General features: G+C 68.9%; 17 protein-coding genes. 5 read left to right on the top strand and 12 right to left on the bottom strand.

The window, feature by feature from the left end; all coding sequences use genetic code 11:
• Positions 1–12 precede the first annotated feature (12 nt).
• The 3 genes from D474_RS0109540 to D474_RS0109530 are packed head-to-tail and all read left to right on the top strand — an operon-like array spanning position 13 to position 3,360.
• Positions 13–1,749: a hypothetical protein gene (locus D474_RS0109540; protein WP_017613355.1), complete on the top strand. Its 1,737-nt coding sequence runs from the start codon at positions 13–15 to the stop codon at positions 1,747–1,749.
• Positions 1,746–2,672 carry a 5'-methylthioadenosine/S-adenosylhomocysteine nucleosidase family protein gene (locus D474_RS0109535; RefSeq protein WP_017613354.1) on the top strand — a complete coding sequence of 309 codons (927 nt, stop codon included), beginning with the start codon at positions 1,746–1,748 and terminating at the stop codon, positions 2,670–2,672. Before D474_RS0109540 ends, D474_RS0109535 begins: the two co-directional genes overlap by 4 nt.
• A 46-nt stretch (positions 2,673–2,718) precedes the next feature.
• On the top strand, positions 2,719–3,360 hold the full coding sequence (locus D474_RS0109530; protein ID WP_017613353.1) for a hypothetical protein: 642 nt from the start codon (positions 2,719–2,721) through the stop codon (positions 3,358–3,360).
• Positions 3,361–3,394: 34 nt separating this feature from the next.
• Here the strand turns inward: D474_RS0109530 and D474_RS28145 are convergent, their stop codons facing one another.
• The 7 genes from D474_RS28145 to D474_RS0109495 all read right to left on the bottom strand — a co-directional run bounded on the left by D474_RS28145 (position 3,395) and on the right by D474_RS0109495 (position 11,094).
• Entirely contained in the window at positions 3,395–4,864 is a 1,470-nt protein-coding gene (locus D474_RS28145; protein ID WP_083931777.1) for a mannitol dehydrogenase family protein, read from the bottom strand.
• The gene (locus tag D474_RS0109520; RefSeq protein WP_017613351.1) at positions 4,861–5,838 is read right to left on the bottom strand and encodes a PfkB family carbohydrate kinase; all 978 of its coding nucleotides are present in this window, start codon (positions 5,836–5,838) and stop codon (positions 4,861–4,863) included. Before D474_RS0109520 ends, D474_RS28145 begins: the two co-directional genes overlap by 4 nt.
• Positions 5,835–7,046 carry a D-mannonate dehydratase ManD gene (manD, locus tag D474_RS0109515; protein WP_017613350.1) on the bottom strand — a complete coding sequence of 404 codons (1,212 nt, stop codon included), beginning with the start codon at positions 7,044–7,046 and terminating at the stop codon, positions 5,835–5,837. The genes D474_RS0109520 and manD overlap by 4 nt, the downstream gene beginning before the upstream one ends.
• Positions 7,047–7,089: 43 nt before the next feature.
• Positions 7,090–8,385 (bottom strand): TRAP transporter large permease, encoded by a 1,296-nt coding sequence (locus tag D474_RS0109510; protein WP_017613349.1) that lies wholly within the window; start codon positions 8,383–8,385, stop codon positions 7,090–7,092.
• Positions 8,373–8,930: a TRAP transporter small permease gene (locus D474_RS28140; protein WP_017613348.1), complete on the bottom strand. Its 558-nt coding sequence runs from the start codon at positions 8,928–8,930 to the stop codon at positions 8,373–8,375. Before D474_RS28140 ends, D474_RS0109510 begins: the two co-directional genes overlap by 13 nt.
• Positions 8,931–8,982: 52 nt before the next feature.
• Positions 8,983–9,987 (bottom strand): TRAP transporter substrate-binding protein, encoded by a 1,005-nt coding sequence (locus D474_RS0109500; RefSeq protein ID WP_017613347.1) that lies wholly within the window; start codon positions 9,985–9,987, stop codon positions 8,983–8,985.
• A 69-nt stretch (positions 9,988–10,056) separates the two neighbouring features.
• Positions 10,057–11,094, bottom strand: a complete 1,038-nt coding sequence (locus tag D474_RS0109495) for an L-idonate 5-dehydrogenase (RefSeq protein WP_017613346.1) — start codon at positions 11,092–11,094, stop codon at positions 10,057–10,059.
• A 231-nt stretch (positions 11,095–11,325) separates the two neighbouring features.
• Here D474_RS0109495 and D474_RS0109490 point away from each other — a divergent pair, with 231 nt between their 5' ends.
• Positions 11,326–12,042: a GntR family transcriptional regulator gene (locus D474_RS0109490; protein WP_017613345.1), complete on the top strand. Its 717-nt coding sequence runs from the start codon at positions 11,326–11,328 to the stop codon at positions 12,040–12,042.
• Between the two features lie 45 nt (positions 12,043–12,087).
• On the opposite strand, the gene D474_RS0109485 is transcribed toward D474_RS0109490, so the two are convergent.
• The 3 genes from D474_RS0109485 to D474_RS0109475 all read right to left on the bottom strand — a co-directional run bounded on the left by D474_RS0109485 (position 12,088) and on the right by D474_RS0109475 (position 16,228).
• Complete coding sequence (locus D474_RS0109485; protein ID WP_026118329.1) at positions 12,088–13,788, bottom strand: glycosyltransferase family 4 protein; 1,701 nt, start codon at positions 13,786–13,788, stop codon at positions 12,088–12,090.
• A 726-nt stretch (positions 13,789–14,514) separates the two neighbouring features.
• On the bottom strand, positions 14,515–15,126 hold the full coding sequence (locus D474_RS0109480; RefSeq protein ID WP_026118328.1) for a class I SAM-dependent DNA methyltransferase: 612 nt from the start codon (positions 15,124–15,126) through the stop codon (positions 14,515–14,517).
• Positions 15,127–15,262: 136 nt separating this feature from the next.
• Positions 15,263–16,228 carry a bile acid:sodium symporter family protein gene (locus D474_RS0109475; RefSeq protein ID WP_017613343.1) on the bottom strand — a complete coding sequence of 322 codons (966 nt, stop codon included), beginning with the start codon at positions 16,226–16,228 and terminating at the stop codon, positions 15,263–15,265.
• 455 nt (positions 16,229–16,683) lie between these two features.
• Here D474_RS0109475 and D474_RS0109470 point away from each other — a divergent pair, with 455 nt between their 5' ends.
• A complete protein-coding gene (locus D474_RS0109470; protein WP_017613342.1) occupies positions 16,684–18,087 on the top strand; it encodes a nucleobase:cation symporter-2 family protein in 1,404 nt (467 codons plus the stop codon).
• 64 nt (positions 18,088–18,151) lie between these two features.
• Here the strand turns inward: D474_RS0109470 and D474_RS32640 are convergent, their stop codons facing one another.
• Positions 18,152–18,301 (bottom strand): hypothetical protein, encoded by a 150-nt coding sequence (locus D474_RS32640; protein WP_193373989.1) that lies wholly within the window; start codon positions 18,299–18,301, stop codon positions 18,152–18,154.
• A gap of 65 nt (positions 18,302–18,366) precedes the next feature.
• Positions 18,367–20,017 (bottom strand): SbcC/MukB-like Walker B domain-containing protein (locus tag D474_RS0109460; RefSeq protein WP_017613340.1); only part of this gene is annotated, 1,651 nt, incomplete at its 5' end.

The following is a 20,017-nucleotide window of genomic DNA, read 5'->3' as shown; positions in this document are numbered from 1 at the left end:
GGAGGGAACGGCATGAGTACGCTCCATGCACCCCCAGGTCAGGAACCCCCCACCCAATCCCCCACCGCTGCCACACGCCACCTGTGTGCGGGTGTCTACACCGATGAGAAGTTCCGTGATCTTGTCATCAACGAGGTCTGCCTCAACCCCTCACGCAGGGTGGCGCCCTCGTACGGCTTCGACCTCGTTCCCGTCATGCGCCACGCCTGGTGGGCCGCGCATCTGTCGGCGTCGGTCAGGCTCGCTCTCCTCGCCTCCGTCGCCGCTCCGCTCCTGTTGGGACACTTCGTAGCGGGCGCCATGGCCATGTGCGGGTTCGGGCTGCTGCTGTTGGCAGATCGGGCGATCGCGCTGTCCAGGGAGCTCACTGAGGAGGACGAGCCCGACCTCTTCTCGAAGAAGCGCAAGAACAAGCGCCGTCGCGTGGCGAAGCCGACCCTCATACGGACGCGTCATGAGGTGAAGGACCAGCTCAAGAAGACCGGAATACGCGCCGCTGCCCTCTCCGGTGCCGTGTGCGTTCTTGCCGTATGGTCCCCGAGCCAAGCGGTGCTTGCGGGGGCGCTGTTCGGCTCGGTCGCCGTCGTTGCCGTGGTCGCCGGATCGATCCGCCAGGCCCGCATCAATCAAGTGCACAAGGAAGAGCAGGACCTACGCCCGCCAAGGCTCTCCTTCAGGGAAGCAGTCGTCTCCGACCAACAGGACCACCCCTGCGTGATCTACCGGAGGCCCGAGCACAAGGGCGAGGACGACGAAGAGAGCGCAGTCTTCACCCTCTTCGGTGAGGATTCACCCTTCATCGGAGCCGGCGAACTCGTCCACCAGTGGAATCCGCCCATGAGTATCCAGCTCCTGCGTCCGGACACCGATTCGCTCCCACTGCACCAACGCGAGCACCGGAAGCCCCCTTTTGCCACACACGAGCTGGTGGAACACCTTCGTGGGGCCGTGACCGAACTACGCAGCGACGAAGAGAGCGTGAGACTGCCCGTCGAGGTCCGCGACCGCATCTACGTGGCGGAGGCGGATGTTTCGGTCGACCGCTCCCTGTTGGCCGAACGCCCGGACAGATGTGCGATGCGCCGCGTCATCGACCAGCAGAGCCCCGTCAGACAACATTTTCTCGAGGTGAGTGTTCCCGAGGCCGGTGCCGAGCTCGTGGCAACGGTCTTCCTGCAAGTAGGTGTCCGTGGCCGCACCCTCAGCCTGACCTTTGCCGCCTGCGCTCTGACACGCACCCCCGACAGCTTCCGGAGAGCCGAGGAATTCGGACAGAAGGGAAAACGTGCCGTCGCTGCCTCGGGGATATCGTCTCTCTTCTTCCTCTCACGGGAGTTGACGAGGCTGCCGCACATAGTCAAGTACTTCTATTCCCTGTGCACATCTGTCTGGTTCTTCCGTCGCGAGAGGACGTTGACCCCCATCCGCAATGTCCCCATCGGCAGCCGTCTCAGTGTCCGCCAGGACCGGGCTCAGGAGTGGAGCAAAGTCCAGTTCGACAAAACCCACCTTCTCGGACACATGAAGAACATCGAACAGCGCCTGCTCAAGGCGACCAGCGACTTCCTCCAATCCAGAGGAGTCGACATCTCCGAATTCGACGACAGGGCCACCCAGATCATCAACAGCGGCATCGTCAACCTCGGCGGCACCAACGACTTCACCAACACCGCCTTCGGCGACCACGCTCAGTTCCAGAACAACACCCAGCAACCAGGCGGCAACCAACAGAACGGGAACGCAGCATGAGCCACCACCCCACGTCCAGCAACAGCGGCATCGTCAACCTCGGCGGCACCAATAGCTTCACCAACACCGCCTTCGGCGACCACGCCCGGGTCGGTGCACAGTCGGAACCGTCACCGTCGGGCACGTCCACCCCCGACGTCGCGGCCGGCTCGGCCCGACGCGACGTGGGCATAGTGACGATCCTTCCGGGCGAGATGCGGGCCGTGGTCGACCGGCTCGGCCTGCGCCGCTCCCACAAGGTCGACGACCTCTTCTTCAGCACCGGCGAGATCGCCACGGAGAGCGGACGGGTCTCCGTCGTCGCGACCCAGGCCCTCAGCCCCGGTCAGCGCTCGGTGATGGGAGCTCTGGAGAACCTGCGCCGACACTTCTCCCCGCGCCTGTGGCTGTTGGTCGGGATCGGCGGCGGTCTGCATCCCGAGCACGCCCGCATCGGCAACGTCGTCGTCTCCACCCGGGTCGTCTACTACGACTCGCGCAAGATCACCGAAGGAGACCAGGTACAGCCACGAGGCGAGGAACGACAGGCACCGGCACGCGTCGCGCACGCCGTCAACGCCTACTTCACCGACCACGGCGAACCGGCCGCCATCCGGGGGCAGGCGAAGGGGCACGGGAAACGCACGTTCGAGGTCGTGCCCGGGCTGCTCGGTTCCGGAGAAGCGGTCATCGCTGCCAAGGACAGCGCGGTCCGCGGTTACCTGACGCACTACAACGACAAGGTCCTGGCGGTCGACATGGAGGCCGGGGGCCTGAGCCAGTACTGGCAGGAGAACTCCGTCGGGGAGGGGACCAACCCCGGATGGGTGGTGATCCGCGGCATCTCCGACAACGCCGACCAGGACAAGAACGACGACAGCCACGACCTGGCGGCACGGAACGCCGCACACGTGGCCCGGGAGCTCTTGCCCTACCTGTGCTGAGCAGGCCACCTGCCGACCCCTGCCCCCACGACCTCCTGGAGCTCTCGTGACCGCTTTCCTCCTCGGCGTGCTCAGCTCCGTCGTGGCCACCGGGCTGGTGTTCGCAGTCGGGTGGGCCCGTGCCGGCCGGCCGCGATGGTGGTTGGTCGGCCTGCTGGCCCGTCTCACCGGCACGGGGATCACCCGCGCCTACCGTGAGCAGCTCTCGGCCGAGCCCGACCTGGCGCAGGAACTGGGACGGGCACGGTGGGTGAAGGTCCTGACCGGGCGCGGCAACACACTCACGCGGGACACGTTCACCCCCGTGTGGGGCGACGGCGGCGTCCCGGTGCAGGTCCTTCTACCGGACCCCGCAGAAACGGGCACGTGGCTGAGCCGGCGTGAGGAGAGCCTCGCCCGGACCGATCCCGGGTTCGGTCCGGGCCTGCTGCGGGCACAGGTCCGGGCCAACCTTGCCTATCTCACACACGTCGTGCAGCAGAATCCGGCTGTGGAGCTGAGGGTGTTCGACCTGCCCCACACCTTTCGACTGGTCGCCACCGACCGCGGTGCCCACCTGACCTTCTACGGCGAGCACACTCATGGAAGGCACTCCCCCTGTCTGTTCCTGCAGTCCGACGGCACCCTGTACAAGGCGGTCCTGAGCCTGTTCGAGCTCACATGGGCCACCGGGACACAGCACCGGTGAGCGCTTCCGCGCGAGCCCTGCGGGGGCGCAGGCGTCAGGGTGCGGCGTGGTGGAGCGCCACTTCCTCCCTCAGAGCACCGAGGCCACCGAAGCACAGGACCGCGTACCACCGCGTGACCGCCGCGCGAAAGCCCGGGTCGCCCCCGGTCGTCTCGTCGAAGACCCCCTTGCAGCTCAGCAACGCCCTCACGGTCTCCTCGGCGGAGCTCCGTTCACCGACGGCCTCCCTCAACCGGCCGGCGAGCGGTTCGTCCTCGGTCGTCGCTCCCCCGGTCACCACGTGGTACATCCACGCGGCGACTGCGAGCGCCGTCCACCGGGGCTCGATGCCGGCGTCCAGGCAGAGGCGCGCGGTACTCAGCAGGCGGGGGCCCAGTTTCTGCGACCCGTCGGAACCCACCTTGGCCGTGGTGTGGCCCAACGCGGGGTTGGCGAAGCGGTGCAGCACCGAGGCGCAGTAGTCCTCGGCGTCCACACCGCGCGGCACGTCGAGCGTCGGCACGACCTCCTCGGTGAGCATGGCCCGGCACACGCCGGCGAAGGTCTCGTCCGCCACGGCCTCGTTGATGCTCGCATGCCCCGCGAACAGGCCCAGGTAAGCCAGGAGGGAATGGCTCGCGTTGAGCACTCGCAGCTTCGTGTTCTCCCAGGCTTCGACATCGCCCCCGAAGACAGCCCCGGCCTTGTCCCACGCCGGGCGGTGCGACGCGAAAGCGTCCTCGACCACCCACTGTCTGTACGGCTCGCAGGAGACCGCCCCGGCATCGCGGACCCCCAACCAACCCGCGGCGCGGGCGCGTACAGCCGGGGTCGGCTGCGGCACCATGCGGTCGACCATGGTGTTCGGGAAGGCCGTGTTCTGCTCGATCCAGGCCAGCAGTGCGACCCGTTCCGCCTCCGGGAGTGCTTCCACGAAGGAGACGACCACACCGGACGTCAACCGCCCGTTGGCCGGAAGATTGTCGCAGGAGACGACGGTGATCGGTGCGCCGCCCCGGTCGGCGCGGCGCTGCAACCCCCGAACAATCTGTCCCACAGCGGTCGTCGGCGCCCGGTTCTGCAGGTCGGCCCGCACCAGGGGGTCGTCCAGGTCGGCCCGGCCGGTTCCCGGGACTGCGCGGTATCCCTTCTCCGTGATGGTCAGGGCCACGACCCGGGTCCGGTCGTCAGCGATCCGCTCGACCACGGTCTCCGACCGGTCCGGCCCGGACAACACCTCCCGCACACAGGTGATCAGGCGCGGGTCCGCGGCGCCCTCGCCCTCCTCGAGCACGCTGAACAGCCCGTCCTGGGGCGCGAGCTCGTCGACCACGGTGTTGGAACGCTGCGTCACGGCGACGATCTCCCAGGACGAGCCGCCCTCCGCCCGGTTGGCCTCCTCCGTGTAGACGGCGGTGTGGGCTCGGGCGAAGGCGCCGAAGCCCAGGTGGACGATCAGCAGTGCGTCCTGCTCGCGTTCGTCCTCCACTGCTTCCGGTGTTCCTCGGTTCAGACGGGGGCTCATGATCCGCCTCCATGGGGACGAAGGTCTGCGGGACCTCGGTGCACAGCGTGCTCGCGCGTGCGGTCCAGGGTGGGGACGACGCCGGTACCTCCGCGTCCGCCGACGGCCAGGGAAGCGGCCGCTGTTCCGAGGAGGGCCGCGTTCTCAAAGCCCTCCCCCAGGGCCATGCGTGCGCCCAAGGTTCCGACGAAGGAGTCACCGGCGCCGGTCTGGTCGACGAGGGCTGGTGCCGGGACCGAGTCGATCCAGTGTGCTCCCCCGGGGTGCAGGAGGTGGACGCCCTCCGCACCACAGGTCACCGCCACGTGTTCGGCCCCCTTGCCGCGGAGCGTGTCCGCAGCCGTGCGTGCGGAGTGGGCGCCAAGGAGCTCCGCCGTCTCCCCCGGGTGCGAGGGGGTCATCACCCACGAGAGCGGTGCCAGTACCTCGAGGGTCTCCTGCGCGGCCCGCGCGGTGGTCAGTCGCGCGCGGAAGTTCGGGTCGAAGATGAACCCGGACGTTGCTTCGGCGGCGGCGAACACCGCCTGCCGGGCGGTGTCCGAGAGCGCACAGGTGATGCCGCTCGCGATGACGGCACCCGCGTCGCGCAGAACACCGGTGTCCACATCGCCGGGCGAGAGCGTCGATCCTGCGCTACCGGTTCGGGCGTAGGAGAACTCCCGTTCTCCCGCGGGGTCGCTGTGCACGAAGTAGACGCCCTGCTGCCCCGGGCGTGTGACGATCAGGTCCGTCGAGATGCCCAGCGCCCCGACCCTGCGGACCACCGCCCCACCGAGCTCGTCGTCGGCGACGACGGTGACCAGCCCGACCCTCGCCCCGGCAGCGGCCGCTGCGGCGGCGACGTTGAGTGCGTCCCCCGAGAAACCGATCCTTGCGGGCACCGCGTCGGCGAAGGCCTCCTCCGTGGAGACCTCGACGAGCACCTCGCCGAGGACGACGACGTCGTATTCGTGGTGGGTGTCGTGTCCGGTCACCAGTCGTGCACCGTCCCGTCGAGCCTGCGGTTGATCGGGAGGTACCTGGGCTCGTACGGGAACCGGGCGGCGGCCTCCTCGTCGAACTCCACACCGATGCCGGGCGCATCACCGGGGTGGGCGTGACCGTCCTCGACCGAGTAGGAGCTGGTGAAGACCTCCTCGGCCGGCGAACGGTGTCCCATGTACTCCTGGATCCCGAGGTTGGGGATGCTCAGGTCCACGTGGAGCGCGGCGGCGAACGACGCCGGGGAGAGGTCACCCGCCCCGTGGGAACCCGAGCGCACGCCGTAGAGGTCGGCCAGGGAGAAGATCCTGCGCAGATGAGTGATGCCCCCGGCGTGCGAGACCGACGCGCGGATGTAGTCGATGAGCCGCTCGGTGATCAGCTGCTGGCAGTCCCAGATCGAGTTGAAGACCTCCCCGACCGCGATCGGTGTGGTCGTGTGCTGGCGGATCAGGCGGAAGGCGCTCTGGTCCTCGGCCGGTGTCGGGTCCTCGATCCAGAACGGCCGGTACGGCTCCAGGGCACGGCCGATGCGTCCGGCCTCGATCGGCGTGAGCCGGTGGTGGAGGTCGTGCAGGACGTGCACCCCGTAGCCGAACTCCTTCCGGATCCGAGCGAACATCTCCGGCGCGAAATCGATGTAGGCGGTGGTCTCCCAGCGGTCCTCCTGGGGCCTGCTCCCGCCGGCGGGCTCGTAGACCGATCCGTCCGACGGGGCAATGCCGTAGGTGTGGTCCAGCCCTGGAACCGACGCCTGGATACGGACGGCCTTGTACCCCTGGTCCAGGTGTGCCTGGAAATCGCTGCTCAGTTCGTCCAGAGTGTCGCCACTGGCGTGCCCGTACACCATCACGCCCTCGCGGGCCGCCCCACCGAGGAGCTGGTAGACCGGCATCCCCGCGACCTTGCCCTTGATGTCCCAGAGCGCGACGTCCACGGCCGCGATCGCGGTCATCGTCACGGGGCCGCGGCGCCAGTAAGCCCCCTTGTAGAGGTACTGCCAGGTGTCCTCGATCCGTCGGGCGTCGCGTCCCTTCAGGAGCGGGCACAGGTGGTCCTCCAGGTAGGAGGCCACGGCCAGTTCGCGGCCGTTCAGGGTGGCGTCCCCGACCCCGGTGACGCCGTCCTCGGTCTCGATGACCAAGGTGACGTAGTTCCTGCCCGGGCAGGAGACGACGACCCGTGCATCGGTGATTTTCATGGTCTTACCTCACTTCGGGATTTTCGTGGTCGGCGTTGGAACATCAGAGGTTCTCCAGCCAGCCCAGCGGTGCCGTCACCAGCTCCGGAATCAGCACCATCAACAGCACCAGAGCGGTCTGCGCCACCAAGTACGGCAGAACCGGTCTGATGACCCGGTCCATGCCGACCTTTCCAGTGGCGCACGCGACGTTCAGCGAAGGGCCGACGGGCGGGGTGATCAGCCCGAGGACGTTGGCCAGAGTGAAGATGATGCCGAAATAGACCAGGTCGACGCCGGCGGCGTCGAGCAACGGGACGACGATGGGCGTCACGATCAGAATGGTGGGCACCACGTCCAGCACTGTTCCGATGAGGATGACGAACAGCATCAGGACCAACAGCAACAGCGTCGGGTTGGACACCAGACCGCCCATGGCACCGGCGATCATGTCGGGCAGGCCGGAGATGGTCATGTAGTAGGCCATCACCTGGGCGGCCGCGGCGAGGAACATGACGACCGCCGACATCTTGGCCGCAGCGATCAGACTGCGAAAGAGCGTTCCGACGCTGAATTCGCGGTAGATGACCCCGCCCACGAACAGTGCGTAGACGACGGCCACCACACCGGCCTCGGTCGTGGTGAAGACGCCTCCGCGCAGGCCCACGAGGATGATCACCGGAAGCATGAGCGCCCAAGCGGCGCCCAGGACCATTCTGGTGATCTCCTTCGCTCCGGGGCGGGGTTCGTCGTGGCGGATGTCTCCCTCGGAACGGGAGACGAAGAACCAGACGATGCACATGGCGACCGTCAGATAGACCGCGGGGGCGATCCCGCCCAGGAACAACGACTGGATCGAGACACCGGCGGTCGCCCCGTAGATGATCAGGGGCACCGAGGGCGGCATGATCGGGGCGACCAGGTTCGCGCTCGCGACCAGGCCGGCCGAACGCGCCCGGTCGAAGCCGGCGGTGGCCATCATCGGGATGAGGATGGCGCCCAGTGCTGCGGTGCTGGCCACGGCCGAACCCACGAGGCTCCCGAACAGCAGGCACGCGAGGATCGCCACGTACCCCAGGCCGCCGCGCACCCGGCCCACGGTGACGCTGCACAGGGCGATGATGCGCCGTGTGAGTCCGCCGCGGTTCATCAGCTCTCCGGCGAGGATGAAGAACGGCAGGGCCATCATCGCCACCGAGTCGGTGCCCCGCATGAGTTGGGAGGCCATGACCTGAGCGTCTGCCGTTCCGCCCAAGTAGACGGCGGTCGCCATCGCGCAGAACAACAGGGCGAAGGCGATGGGGGCGCCGATGGCGATGGCCCCGACGAGGTAGGCGAAGATCTGTGTCAGGACCGGCATTGTCCTCTTCCCTCGTTCGCGGCCCCACCCGTGAGGTCCTCACCGGAATCCTCGGGGATCTCCAGAAGATCACCCATCGTCATTCTCATGACAAAAAGGCGGTAGAGATTGGCGAGTGCGATCAGTGATATCGCTGCGCCCGTGACGACCCCGATCCCGTGGATCAGGAACTTCGGGTACTGCGTCGCCACCCACCGGTCGTCCAGACTCTGCACGGCCAGGTCCCAACTTCCCAGAACGAGCAGGACCATCACCCAGACGATGATGGCCTGTACCAGCGTGTAGAGCACCTTTTGAACGGTTTTCGGCACCCGTTGCACGAGGCTGTGCATCCCGAGATGACGGTTCTCCCGAAAAGCTCCGACCGCCCCCAGGTAGACGAGGTAGATGAAACACAGGCGAGCGACCTCTTCCGACCACGCGAGGCCGGTCGCGAAGAAGTATCGGAGAATCACGTTGACGAATACGAGGAGAACCATGGCAGCCAGGAACACGGCCATGAGGATCTCCACGCCCCGGAAGAGGGTGTTGAGAGTTCGTTTCATAGTTCTTCCTTGCGCCCGGGAAGGGGGAGCGCTCTGGCCCGGCGGGGCAGGGTCATTCGACGGCTTCGATCTCGGCCACGAGATCCTCGGCCCAGTCGTTCTCGGCGTAGAGCCGCTCGTAGAGCGGGGCGAGCCGGTCGATCATCTCCTCGCGATCGGAGTCGCCGAGCCGGGTGACGGTCACACCGTTCTCCCCGAGGAACGCACGGTCGTCGTCCACGCTCTCGAGGTACCGGTCCCAGGCGGCGTCGGTGGCCTCCGATGCCGCCTCCCGCACGATCTGCTGTTCCTGTTCGGTCAGCCCGTCCATGACGGGGGCGCTGATGATGAGCTGCAGTGTGGCGATGATGTGGTCGGTCTCGTAGACGTAGTCCTGGACCTCGTGCATCGCCTCGCTGGTGATGGTGACCATGCCGTTGTCCTGGCCGTCGACGACACCGGTCTCCAATGCGGTGAACAGTTCGCCCAGAGGGATCACCTGGGGGCTCGCACCCAGTTGTTCGGTCATCCCGATGTGGATCGGGTTCGCGGGGACACGGAACCGTTGGCCCTCGAGGTCGTCGACCTCTTCGAGCGGCCGGCTGGAGGAGAACGTCCTGGCCCCGTTCGGCCCCCACCCGAGGAGGTATGTCGAGGGGAATTCCTCCTCGAACTCCGCGGCCAGGTCGTCGCCGATGCCACCGGTCCAGACGTCTCTGGCGTGCTCCAGGTCGCGGTAGAGGAACGGCCAGTCCGAGATGAGCATGGTCGGGTATTCCTGGTTCATGACCGACCCGATGACCACCGTGTCGATGCTCCCGTTACGCACCCCGTCCCAGAGCCCGTCCTCGTTCCCGAGCACACCTGCGTGGTAGGTCTCGATGCTCAGCGATCCGCCGGAGAGTTCTTCCACCTTCGGTTCGAACACCTCGTCGACGGCGACCGACATCGGGTGTCCCTCGTCCCAGGTCCCTCCGACCCGGAGAACGGTGGTGGGCCCGTCGGACACGTCGTCGTCACAGGACGTGAGAGCCGCTGCCAGGACGGCGGCCGAGAGAAGAGCCAGAGGCCTTTTCACTGTGATTCCTCAGATCGAACCGGTGGGGCGTGCCGCTTCCGTTGCCAGGTCTGCGCAGGGGCGGGGAGCTCAGTCGAAACGGATCAGGACCTTGCTCGAACCCGCGGAGCCGTCCGCGGCCGTCGCGAACGCCTCCCGGGCGGAGGCGGCGTCGAACTCGTGCGTGACGACCGGGTCCACGACAAGCCCGTCCGCGAGCATCTCGATGGCATCGGTCATCTCGTCGACGAACCGGAAGGAGCCGGCCCAGGTCACCTCCCGGGTCACCAGGTCACCGAGTACGGCGTCGACTGATGTGGTCGGCAGGTTCCCGACCTGGACCACCACTCCTCCGCGTGCCACGGCCCGAAGGACCGGACCGAGGGAACCGGCTGCCCCGGAGGCCTCGAAGACGAGCTCGATGTCCGAGGGCACGTCCTGTGCAGTCACGTCGACGGTCCGGTCGGCGCCGACCGACGCGGCCAACGACAGGCTCAGCGGTGAGACGTCCGTGGCGGTGACGTGCCCTGCACCGATATGGCGCAGGAGGGCGGTGATCAACAGCCCGATCGGGCCGGAGCCGTTCACCATCACCTCACGTCCGGCAAGTGGCCCTCCCAGAACGCTCTCGGCCCGGCGCACCGCGTGCAGGGCGACCCCGAGCGGCTCCGCGAGCGAACCGCGCCGGGTGTCCACGCAATCGGGCAGGGTCCGCAGCTGTTCGGCCCGTACCACGAGGTACTCGGCGAAGCCCCCGTCGGTGTGCGGGTCCGAGCCCGCGGAGCCCAGGTAACGCACCCCCGGGTGCAGGTTGGTCCTGCCCGCGATCCGTTCCGGCAGATCGGCACCGTCGGGGTACGTGGCCGGCATGACGGCGGCGCGCAGGCCGGTGGGTATCCCCTCGACGCCGCTGCCGACCTGCTCCACTCTCCCTGCCACTTCATGGCCCAGAACCATCGGCCGCTCGAGCACCGAGGTCCCCGAAGCCCCTCGCGCGACGTAGGACAGGTCCGACCCGCAGATACCGCCCCATTCGACCCGGATGAGGGCTTGCCCGGGGCCGGGCACTGGTACAGGGCGTTCGTCGACCCGCAGATCAGCGGGACCGTGCACGACGACCGCCTTCATCGACCTGCTCCCCGGGGATCCGTCCACACAGCTGTCTCAGGCATGAGTCGTCACGCTCCTTCGTTCCGGCCTGCCGCGGGGACCTTCCCCGCAGCCCGACCCGCCTTGCATGCAAGGCTTGTATGCAAGAATCATGTGATGCAGCTTACGGACCTGTCAAGCCCGTGGGACATCTCCCGTTCACACACCGGCAACGAAGCGGAGCGGGGCACGGCCCCATAGACTGAAACCATGAAGAACCCGAAGCCGACGAGACAGCGTGAACGGCACAATGTTTATCGCCGTGTCCGGGAGAAGATCATCGGCCTGGATTTCTCACCGGGGTCCGCCATTTCCGAGAACGAACTCGCTGCGGCTTTGGGTGTGTCCAGGACCCCGGTCCGGGAGGCCATGCTGCTCCTCACGGAAGAAGGGCTCGTCGAGGTGTTCGCCAAGATCGGGACCTTCGTCTCCCGCGTCGACCCTGAACAGGTGGCCGAGGCCCAGTTCCTGCGCGAGGCGGTCGAACTGGCATCCCTCCGGTCCCTTTCGACACCGCTCGACGAAGAAAAGGTGGACCGTCTTCGGGACAACCTGCGGCGTCAGAAAGAGACCGGAGAGGATATACGTTCGTTCTTCGCACTGGATGAGGAATTCCACCGTGGACTGATGGATCTCGCGGGGCACGAGTCGTCGTGGTCGACGGTGTCGGCGGCCAAGAGCCATTTGGACCGGGCACGGATGCTGGGGATCAGGAAGATCCCGGAACTGGGCAGGCTCACCGAAGAACACCACGCCATCTTCGACGCCGCCGTGTCCGGGGACGCGGCCACCGCGGAGAGACACCTGCGCTCGCATCTGCGCCTGGTGTTCGCCGACGTCAAGGCGGTGGAGGAGGATTCGCCGGAACTGTTCGTACGCGACCGCGACGCAGGGCCCCACCGGCGTTCTGCGTTCGTCTGGGACTGATCGTTGCGGGCGCCCGGTCGAGCGTGGCCGGGCGCCCGCGGTGCATCAGGGCGCGACGCCGAGCCTTGCGTACAGGTCACGGTAGACCTCGGCGTTGCGGGCCCAGGTGCGGGTGTCCAGGACCTGCTCGCGGGCGGCCTTGGCCTGCTGCCGGCGCAGGTCGGGGTCCTCGGCCAGGTCGGCGACGGCGTCGGCGAGCGCGGCGGGGTCCTCGGGCGGAACCAGGGTTCCGGTGCGGCCCTCGTCGAGGAGTTCGCGCAGGGCGGGCAGGTCGCTGGCGACCACCGGGGTACCCAGCGCCATGGCCTCGACCGGTTTGAGCGGGGTCACCAGGCGGCACACGCGCCGGTCCAGGCGGGGCACGACCATCACGTCGAGGGCGGCCTGGGCGTGCAGGGCCTCGTCGGGGCCGACCTTGCCGGGCAGCACGCAGATCTGCTCCAGTCCGAGGTCGCGGACCCGCGCGATCAGCTCGCGGCGGGCGGCCCCGTCACCGACCAGCAGCACCTGGACCGGCAGGCCGCGGTCGTGCAGGTGGCCGGCGGCCTCGATGAGCGTTCCGAACCCTTCGTAGTGCGTGAGGGTGGAGACCGATCCCATGACGAACGCGTTCGGGTCGATGCCGTGTGCGGCGCGGAAGGCGTCGCCGTCGGGGCGGGACTCGAGCAGGTCGGTGTCGACGGCGTTGGGTGCGAGCACGACACGCTCGGGGTCGACGCCGCGGCACACGATCTCCTCGCGCATCGTGCGGGCGAGAGTGACCACGGCGTCGGCCTGGCGCAGGACCGAGGTCTCGCGTTCGACGAGCAGGTGGTGGCGTTCGGTCCCGCGTCGGGACGCGTCCCCTTCCCCGGAGATCCAGGTCTCCTCGAGGAACCCGCGGAGTTCGTAGACGACGGGGATGCCCAGGGCCCGGCCGACGTGCAGCGCGACGGTGGCGTTCTTGTGGTCGCTGGCCGCGTGCAGGACGGCGGGGCGCAGGCGGCGGGCCAGCGCGGTGACGTCGGTGACGGCGGCATCGATGCGTTCCTGGAGCCCGGGCCGGATCTGCTGTCCCGGGCGCACCCGGTGGTAGGGGATCCCGTCGACCTCGCGCACGGGCGCGGTGTCGCAGTGGGCCTTGATCGGCCAGCCGGGGAAGGTCACCACGTGCGGGTCGAGGCCGGCCTCGCGCTGGGCGGTGACGATGCGGTGGGTGCGGACGGTGTAGCCGACCTGGCTGTTGGGCAGCGCGTTGGAGACCAGGTGCAGTACCCGACCGGGTACCGGTTCCTGGACGGCGGTGGTGTGTTCGGGCAGGCCGGTGAGGGGGCCGAGGGCGCGCCGTTCGCTCATGATGCGGCGCCGGACCAGGTCGGCCTCGTCGTCGAAGGCGGCGTAGGGCACGAGCTCGTCCACGGCCTCCCGGATGTGTCCCTGTTCGTAGAGGTCGTCGGCGCGCACGCGTGCTTGCTTGGCGTGTTGGGCGACACCGGCCATCTCCTGTGCGGTGAGCAGGGCTCCGCCGCCGAAGACGGCCCGCCGCACGTCCCCAGTGATCTCGTCCAGGCGCAGGAGCAGGGCGAGGGCGAGGCCGGTGCCGAGTGCCAGCGTGCCCCAGGCGAGGGTCTGGACCGCAGCGGTCCAGGTGAGCGCCCCGGTGAGAGCGAGCAGTACCGTCAGGCCGACCCCTCCGGAGACCACGGCACCGAGGGTCTCCTTCCGGTGCCGACCCAGATAACGCACACCTCGCTGGAACAACCGCATGGGATACCCCCGGACCTCGCCGTCGATTCTCCGCACCCGCCGCGAGATATCGTGCCGGGTGCGGTACAGGGCGGAACCTGTTTCCGGGCACACCTGTGCTCGACGGTGCCGCTCTGCCCTGCTTTTTCTTGTGGGCGAGGCTATACCGGTCCCCCGCTCCTGCCCGTCGATTCGGCGCGCCACGGCGTGACGGGGGCGTAGGCCGCTTTCCACCTGCAGGGAACGAAACCGAGTAAATCACCCCTGAAAAGTGCGTTCGCTCCATTCCACCGGAAAACTTCATCGGTCGCGAACGATCGGGAAGAGGGAGGGGCGCCGCCGGGGCTTCATTCGATCGCTGATCACAGAGAATTCGCCCGGGTCAGCACATGCAACGTATGTTCCGGGGCAATTGGGGATGGTTGCGGAAAACTCCAGCAACCACCGCTTTCCCGGAGTGGCCGCGCCCTCCGGATGATCCGGTCCGCACCGGTACCGGGCGGAAGGGCCGTGCCGCACACGGGCGGCGCGGCGAGGGGCGGAGGAGAGGCCGCCCGGGTGCGCCTCGGGCCCGGGAACACCCACCCCATCAGGAGATTCCGGCCCCGGGAACTGATGGTCTGACCGGCGCGGAGGCCGCCGACGGTCGTTGCCGTCGCGGCCCCCGTGCCGGGGCCGGGCGCAAGGTCCGGTAGAGGTGCGGATCCCCGGTGTCCGCGACCGCCGGACCGCGCCCGGAGAGCGGGGTCACCGGACGCGCAGGACCACCTGGTTGCAGGTGATGACGTGGTACACGCTGCCGGGGGCGGTCTGCTCCACCGCCACGTGGTCCAGTGCGGCGACGTGGGCCGCGAAGCCGTCCGCCTCCCATACCGCGTCGGTGATGGTCAGGACCAGGGGTGCGCCGGGGCGGGCCACGCGCACGAGCTCGTCGATCCCCTTGGGTCCGACGTGGCCCTCGGTGAAGGTACCCACGCAGATCACCGCGTCGTAGCTGTCGTCGGCGATGGACAGGCGACGGCTCATGTCGGCCTTGTCGAGGTTGCGGTAGGCACCCTTGTCCCGCGCCCGGTCCAGCATGGCCGTGGACAGGTCGATGCCGTCGACGACCTCGAAACCGAGCCCGGACAGCGACTGTCCGACCAGGCCCGTGCCGCAGCCCGCGTCGAGCACCTCGGCACGGGGCTTGTCGGGCAGCAGGTCCCGGAGGAGCTCGGCGGCGCGCTGGGGCGCGACGTAGCCCAGGCCCTCGGTGGTGTCGTGGTCGTAGGTCTCGGCCCACTCGTCGTAGGCGCCCTCGGCCTCGGCCGGGCTCTTCAGGGAGTAGATGCGGTCCAATACGTGACGGGGTTCGCTCACCCTCGGCCTTTCTGCTCCGCACCGGCGGGGTCGCCGCCGGCGTCCGGTTGTTGCCGATCCTGTCCTAACCGACAAAGCGGACATAAAACACGGGATATGCTCGGACCGGACGCTCGACCGTCGGGTCCCGAGCGCATCAGCCCTGCGTCTGACGCCGTGAGGCGCCCTCGGCTTCGTCCGGGGCCCGACGCGACCAGTAGGTGGCCAGGAGAGCCCCCGATACGTTGTGCCAGACCGAGAAGAGGGCACCGGGCAGCGCAGCCAGAGGCGAGAAGTGGGTGGTCGCCAGGGCTGCGGCCAGCCCGGAGTTCTGCATCCCCACCTCGACGCCGAGGGCCCGCCGGCCGGGCTCGGGCAGCCCTCCGAGCCGCCCGATGAAATAGCCCAGCGCCAGACCGAAAGCGTTGTGCAACACGACGGCGAGCGCGACGAGCGCACCGGTGGCCACGATGTCGTCGGCGTTGGCCCCCACCACACCGACGACCACGAGCATGATGCCGACCACCGACACCAGTGGCAGCACGGGCAGGACCGGGCTGATCCAGCGGTCGGCGAAGGTGCGCAGCGCCAGTCCGGCCAGGACCGGGACCAGGACCACTCCCAGGATCGTCCCGAACATCTCCCCCGCCGGGACCTCGAGGGTGCGCCCTGCGAGCGCGAGCACGACCAGCGGGGTGACCAGCGGGGCGAGCATCGTCGAGACCGAAGTCATGGCGACGGACAGAGCGACGTCTCCGCGTGCCAGATAGACGATGACGTTGGAAGCGGTCCCGCCCGGTGCGGCGCCGACGAGGATCATGCCGACCACGAGCAAGGGCGGCAGGCCGAGGGCGTGGGCGATGCCCCACCCCGCCAGCGGCATGATCGTGTACTGGCTCGCGATGCCGATGAGCGCGGCCTTGGGGTGGGTGACCACCACTGCGAAGTCGGCCGGGCGCAGGGTCAGGCCCATCCCGAACATGATGACGCCGAGGAACAAGGACGTGTACTCGGCCAGGGGCGCGGTGTACTCGGGCCGGACCAGGGCGGCCGCGGCCGCGACCAGGACGAGGAGGGCGAACCAGCGGCCTGCGAAGGCGGCGACGCGCGAGATGAGGGTCATCGGTGTGCTTTCCCGTGGAGGTGCCCCGGGACCGGCGGGTTCCGCGTCCCGAACGGTCACCGCCCGCCCGGGCCGGCGCCGCCCCGTCATGCTAGCGACCTGGCTCTTCCCTCCTCCCGCACGGGGTTGCGCTGCCCTCGCACCAGGTGTGGGACCGCTGTGGGGCAGCCCTGTCGCCCTCGCCCCGGTGACCGTGACTCCGCTCACGGCCTCGGGCGGTGCGGCACAGCGCCGGGGTGAGGCCGGGGCCACACCTCGAGCACGGATGCGGGCACGAAGCACTGCTGCACCGGCGTTGCCGATCGCGCCGCGCGACTGACGGCGACCACGCAACGCCATGGCGCGTGCGGACAGCGTGCATCGTATTTTCATCCAACCGTTTGCACCGATTTGCGCATCTCAGTTGGATCATCCGATGATTTGGTGTCCGCGCACTGTTCTGGAAGGTCCCGCACATGAAGCTCCTCCGGGGGGAACGCGGCGCCGCGTCCGCGCCGCGCGAGCACGAAACCGCCGAGCGTCCCGAGGACGAGAGACCCCCGGCCCGCTTGATGGCCCTGTACGGGCTCCAGCACGTGCTGGCGCTCTACGCGGGCGTCATCGCTCCCCCACTGGTCATGGCCACCGCGGTGGGCCTGGACCCGTCCGAGACCGCGCTCATCGTCAGCGCGGCGCTGCTCGTCAGCGGGCTGGCGACCCTGCTGCAGACCCTGGGCGTGTGGCGGTTCGGCGCGCGGGTGCCCATGGTCATCGGTGCCTCTTTCACCCCGGTCACGGCGATGACGGCGATCGCCGACCAGAGCGGCCTGCCCGCGGTCTTCGGCGCGTCGATGGTGGCGGGGCTGTTCGGCATCCTCGTGGCGCCGTTCGTCGCGAACCTGCTGCGCTTCTTCCCACCGGTCGTGACCGGCAGTGTCATCACCGTCATCGGCATCACGCTGATCCCGGTGGCCGTCGGGTGGATCGTCGACGAGGATCCCTCGGGCGCCCCCACCGGAACCGGGCTGGGCCTGGCCGCGGCCACGCTCGCCATCACGCTCGTGCTGAGCAAGGTGCTCCCCGGGGTGTGGAACCGCGCCTCGATCCTGCTCGGCCTGGTGCTGGGCACCCTGCTGGCGATCCCCTTCGGCCAGGTGGACTTCTCAGCGGTCGGCGACGGACCGGCGGTCTCCTTCGTCGAACCGTTCCACTTCGGCCCGCCCGAGTTCCAGATCGCCGCGATCGTGACCATGTGCATCGTCATGATCGCGATCATGGCCGAGAGCGTGGCCGACATCCTGGCGATGAGCAAGGTCGTGGGCACCGGGGTCGACAGCCGCCGGATGGCCGACGGCCTGCGCGCGGACGTCTCCACCGCGCTGGTGGGCCCACTGCTCAACTCCTTCCCCGGCAGCACCTTCAGTCAGAACATCGGCCTGATCGCACTGAACAAGGTCAAGAGCCGCTACGTGGTCGCCACCAGCGGTGTGTTCCTGATCCTCATGAGCCTGTTCCCGATGCTGGGCCAGGTCGTGGCGATGATCCCGCCCCCTGTGCTGGGCGGTGCGGGCCTGGTCCTGTTCGGGTCGGTGGCGGCCGCCGGGGTCCAGACCCTGGGCCGGGTCGACTACGAGGGCAACCAGAACATGATCGTCGTGGCAGTCTCGCTGGGCCTGGGCATCGTCTCGATCGCCTCGCCGGCCTTCTTCGACGTGCTGCCCGAGGGTGTGTCGATGCTGCTGCAGTCGGGCATCGTGACCGCGACCGCGGCCGCTCTGCTGCTCAACGTCTTCTTCAACGTTCTGGGCCCGGGGCGGTCCGCCGAGCAGGGGGCCGGTCAGGAGAGCGGACCGGCCCCCGAAGCAGCCGCCCACGACTGACCCCGGGCGCCCGCGCCGGGCCTGCGGGGCCGCATCACCACCGGCCCCGCAGGCCCGGCCGTGCTCAGCGTTCGTTCTTCGGCACGCCCGTCGACCACAGCGCCCACGCCACGAGCAGCGGCTGGAACAGCGGGCGCACGCACCGTGTGCCGTCGGTGTCGAGACCGACCCCGTCGCGCCGGTGGACGTACTGGGAGATGTTGCCCGGGAACACCGCGACGAAGATGGGCCGCGGCGAGGTTCCCGGCCGTTCCCCGGCCGAGCGGCGCACCGACCGGTTCAGGCCTCCTCGGCCTCGGCGAGCAGCGTGCCTTCGGTGGACTGGGGCACGAACCGGCTCGGGGTCAGCCCCAGGAGTTCGGCGGCCAGCTCCTCGTTCCCGGCGAACCCGGCGTCGGCGTCGACGGTCTGGGTTCCGTCCCAGAGCATGAGCATCGCCGAGACCGTGTGCGACCCCTTGTCGTGGTGCATGTCGTAGTGGGCGGCCATGGGGACGTTCTCGTAGTGCACCCACAGGTCGTGTCCGGTCATGAACATGTCCAGGTCGAAGGTGACCGTCAGGCCCATGAGTTCGGGCTTGTAGCGGTCGTCGATGCCGGCGAAGGCCTCGTCCAGTGCGACCACCCGCGGGCAGGTGGAGGCGGCGGAGGAGTACAGCGCGTTGGCGGCGGCGAACAGCGGCAGGTGGATCGCTGCGGACTTCTCCCCGCCCGACATCTGCTCGTGCTTGTTCTTGGTGAGCTTGACCTCCTCCTGGCCGGGAACGGCCAGGCGCAGCTCGAAGCGGTACCAGCGCCGGTAGTCCAGCACCGCGCCGAGCACCTGCTTGTAGCTGGACCGCGGGTGGGCGGCGTGGTGGTCTCGGATCATGTCCCGCAGCACGGCGCGCAGTTCGGCCAGCCCGGAGGCTCCCAGCCCGGCCTCATCCCGTTTGACCAGCTGGGAGGCGAGGCGTTCGCGGTCGTTGAGCCCGTCCGAGCGCGCCCACCGGATACCGATGCGGGTGCCCGAGGACATGGGACGGGCGCGGGTGTCGCGGTCCATGGCGCGCACGAGGTCACGGGCGGCGCGCACGCGTTCGTGGATCTGCCGGGCGATGCCGCCGAGGAGCTCGTCCTCCAGGACGTGGTGTTCCTCCTCGCGCAGGAGTGCCCCCTGTTCCTCCACGCGGTCGGCGATGGTGCGTGCGAACACGGAGACGGGGTTGCGCCCGTTCTCGTCATTGACGAAGACGGTGATCACACCGGTGGGACCGACCTCGTGGTCGACGCGGTACCCCTCTGCGTCGCCGCCCAGGGTCTCCTGGAAGGTGCGCAGGGCGTTGGACATGCGGGTGGCGGTGGCGCGCTCGTCCTTGTCGCCGTTGCCGGTGAGCGGGGCGAGGGCTTCCTCGAAGGCGCTGACGTGCGCGGCGACGTTCTCGGGCAGGGTCGCCAGAACGGTGGCGACCTCGCCGTTCAGGACCCGCCGGGCGGCGTCCTCGGGTGAGGGCCAGGTGTGGCGGTCCGACCATGCGGCCCCCGGTTCCACTCCCAGCACGGTGCGCACGGCGGGCTGGGTGAACTCGCCGAGCGACTCCACCTGCTCATAGAGGCTCTCCAGAGCGTGGGTGAGGTACTTGTGGCCCTCCTCGCGCCGGGTGTCGGCCTGGATGACGCGGGTGTTCTCCTCCTCGGCGCGTGTGCGGGCCTCGCGTGCGGCGGTGTCGGCCCCGCGGCGGTCGGCGCGCAGGCCTTCGAGGCGGGCGAGGATCTCTTTGACCGGGGCGTCGATGGCGGCCTCGAGGGCGGCGATCTCGGCGGTCTCCTCCTCGTGGGCGGCCTGTTGGGCGGCGAGGTCCTCGCGTTCGCCCTCGAGCGTCCCGGTGAGGCGGTCGACGGTCTCGCGCCGCTGGTCGAGATCGCGTTCGTACTCGGCGGCGTCGGTGCGA

This window comes from Nocardiopsis salina YIM 90010, from assembly GCF_000341025.1.
In the GTDB taxonomy this organism is placed as follows: Bacteria; Actinomycetota; Actinomycetes; order Streptosporangiales; family Streptosporangiaceae; genus Nocardiopsis; species Nocardiopsis salina.
This window is presented reverse-complemented; position numbering and strand designations above follow the sequence as displayed.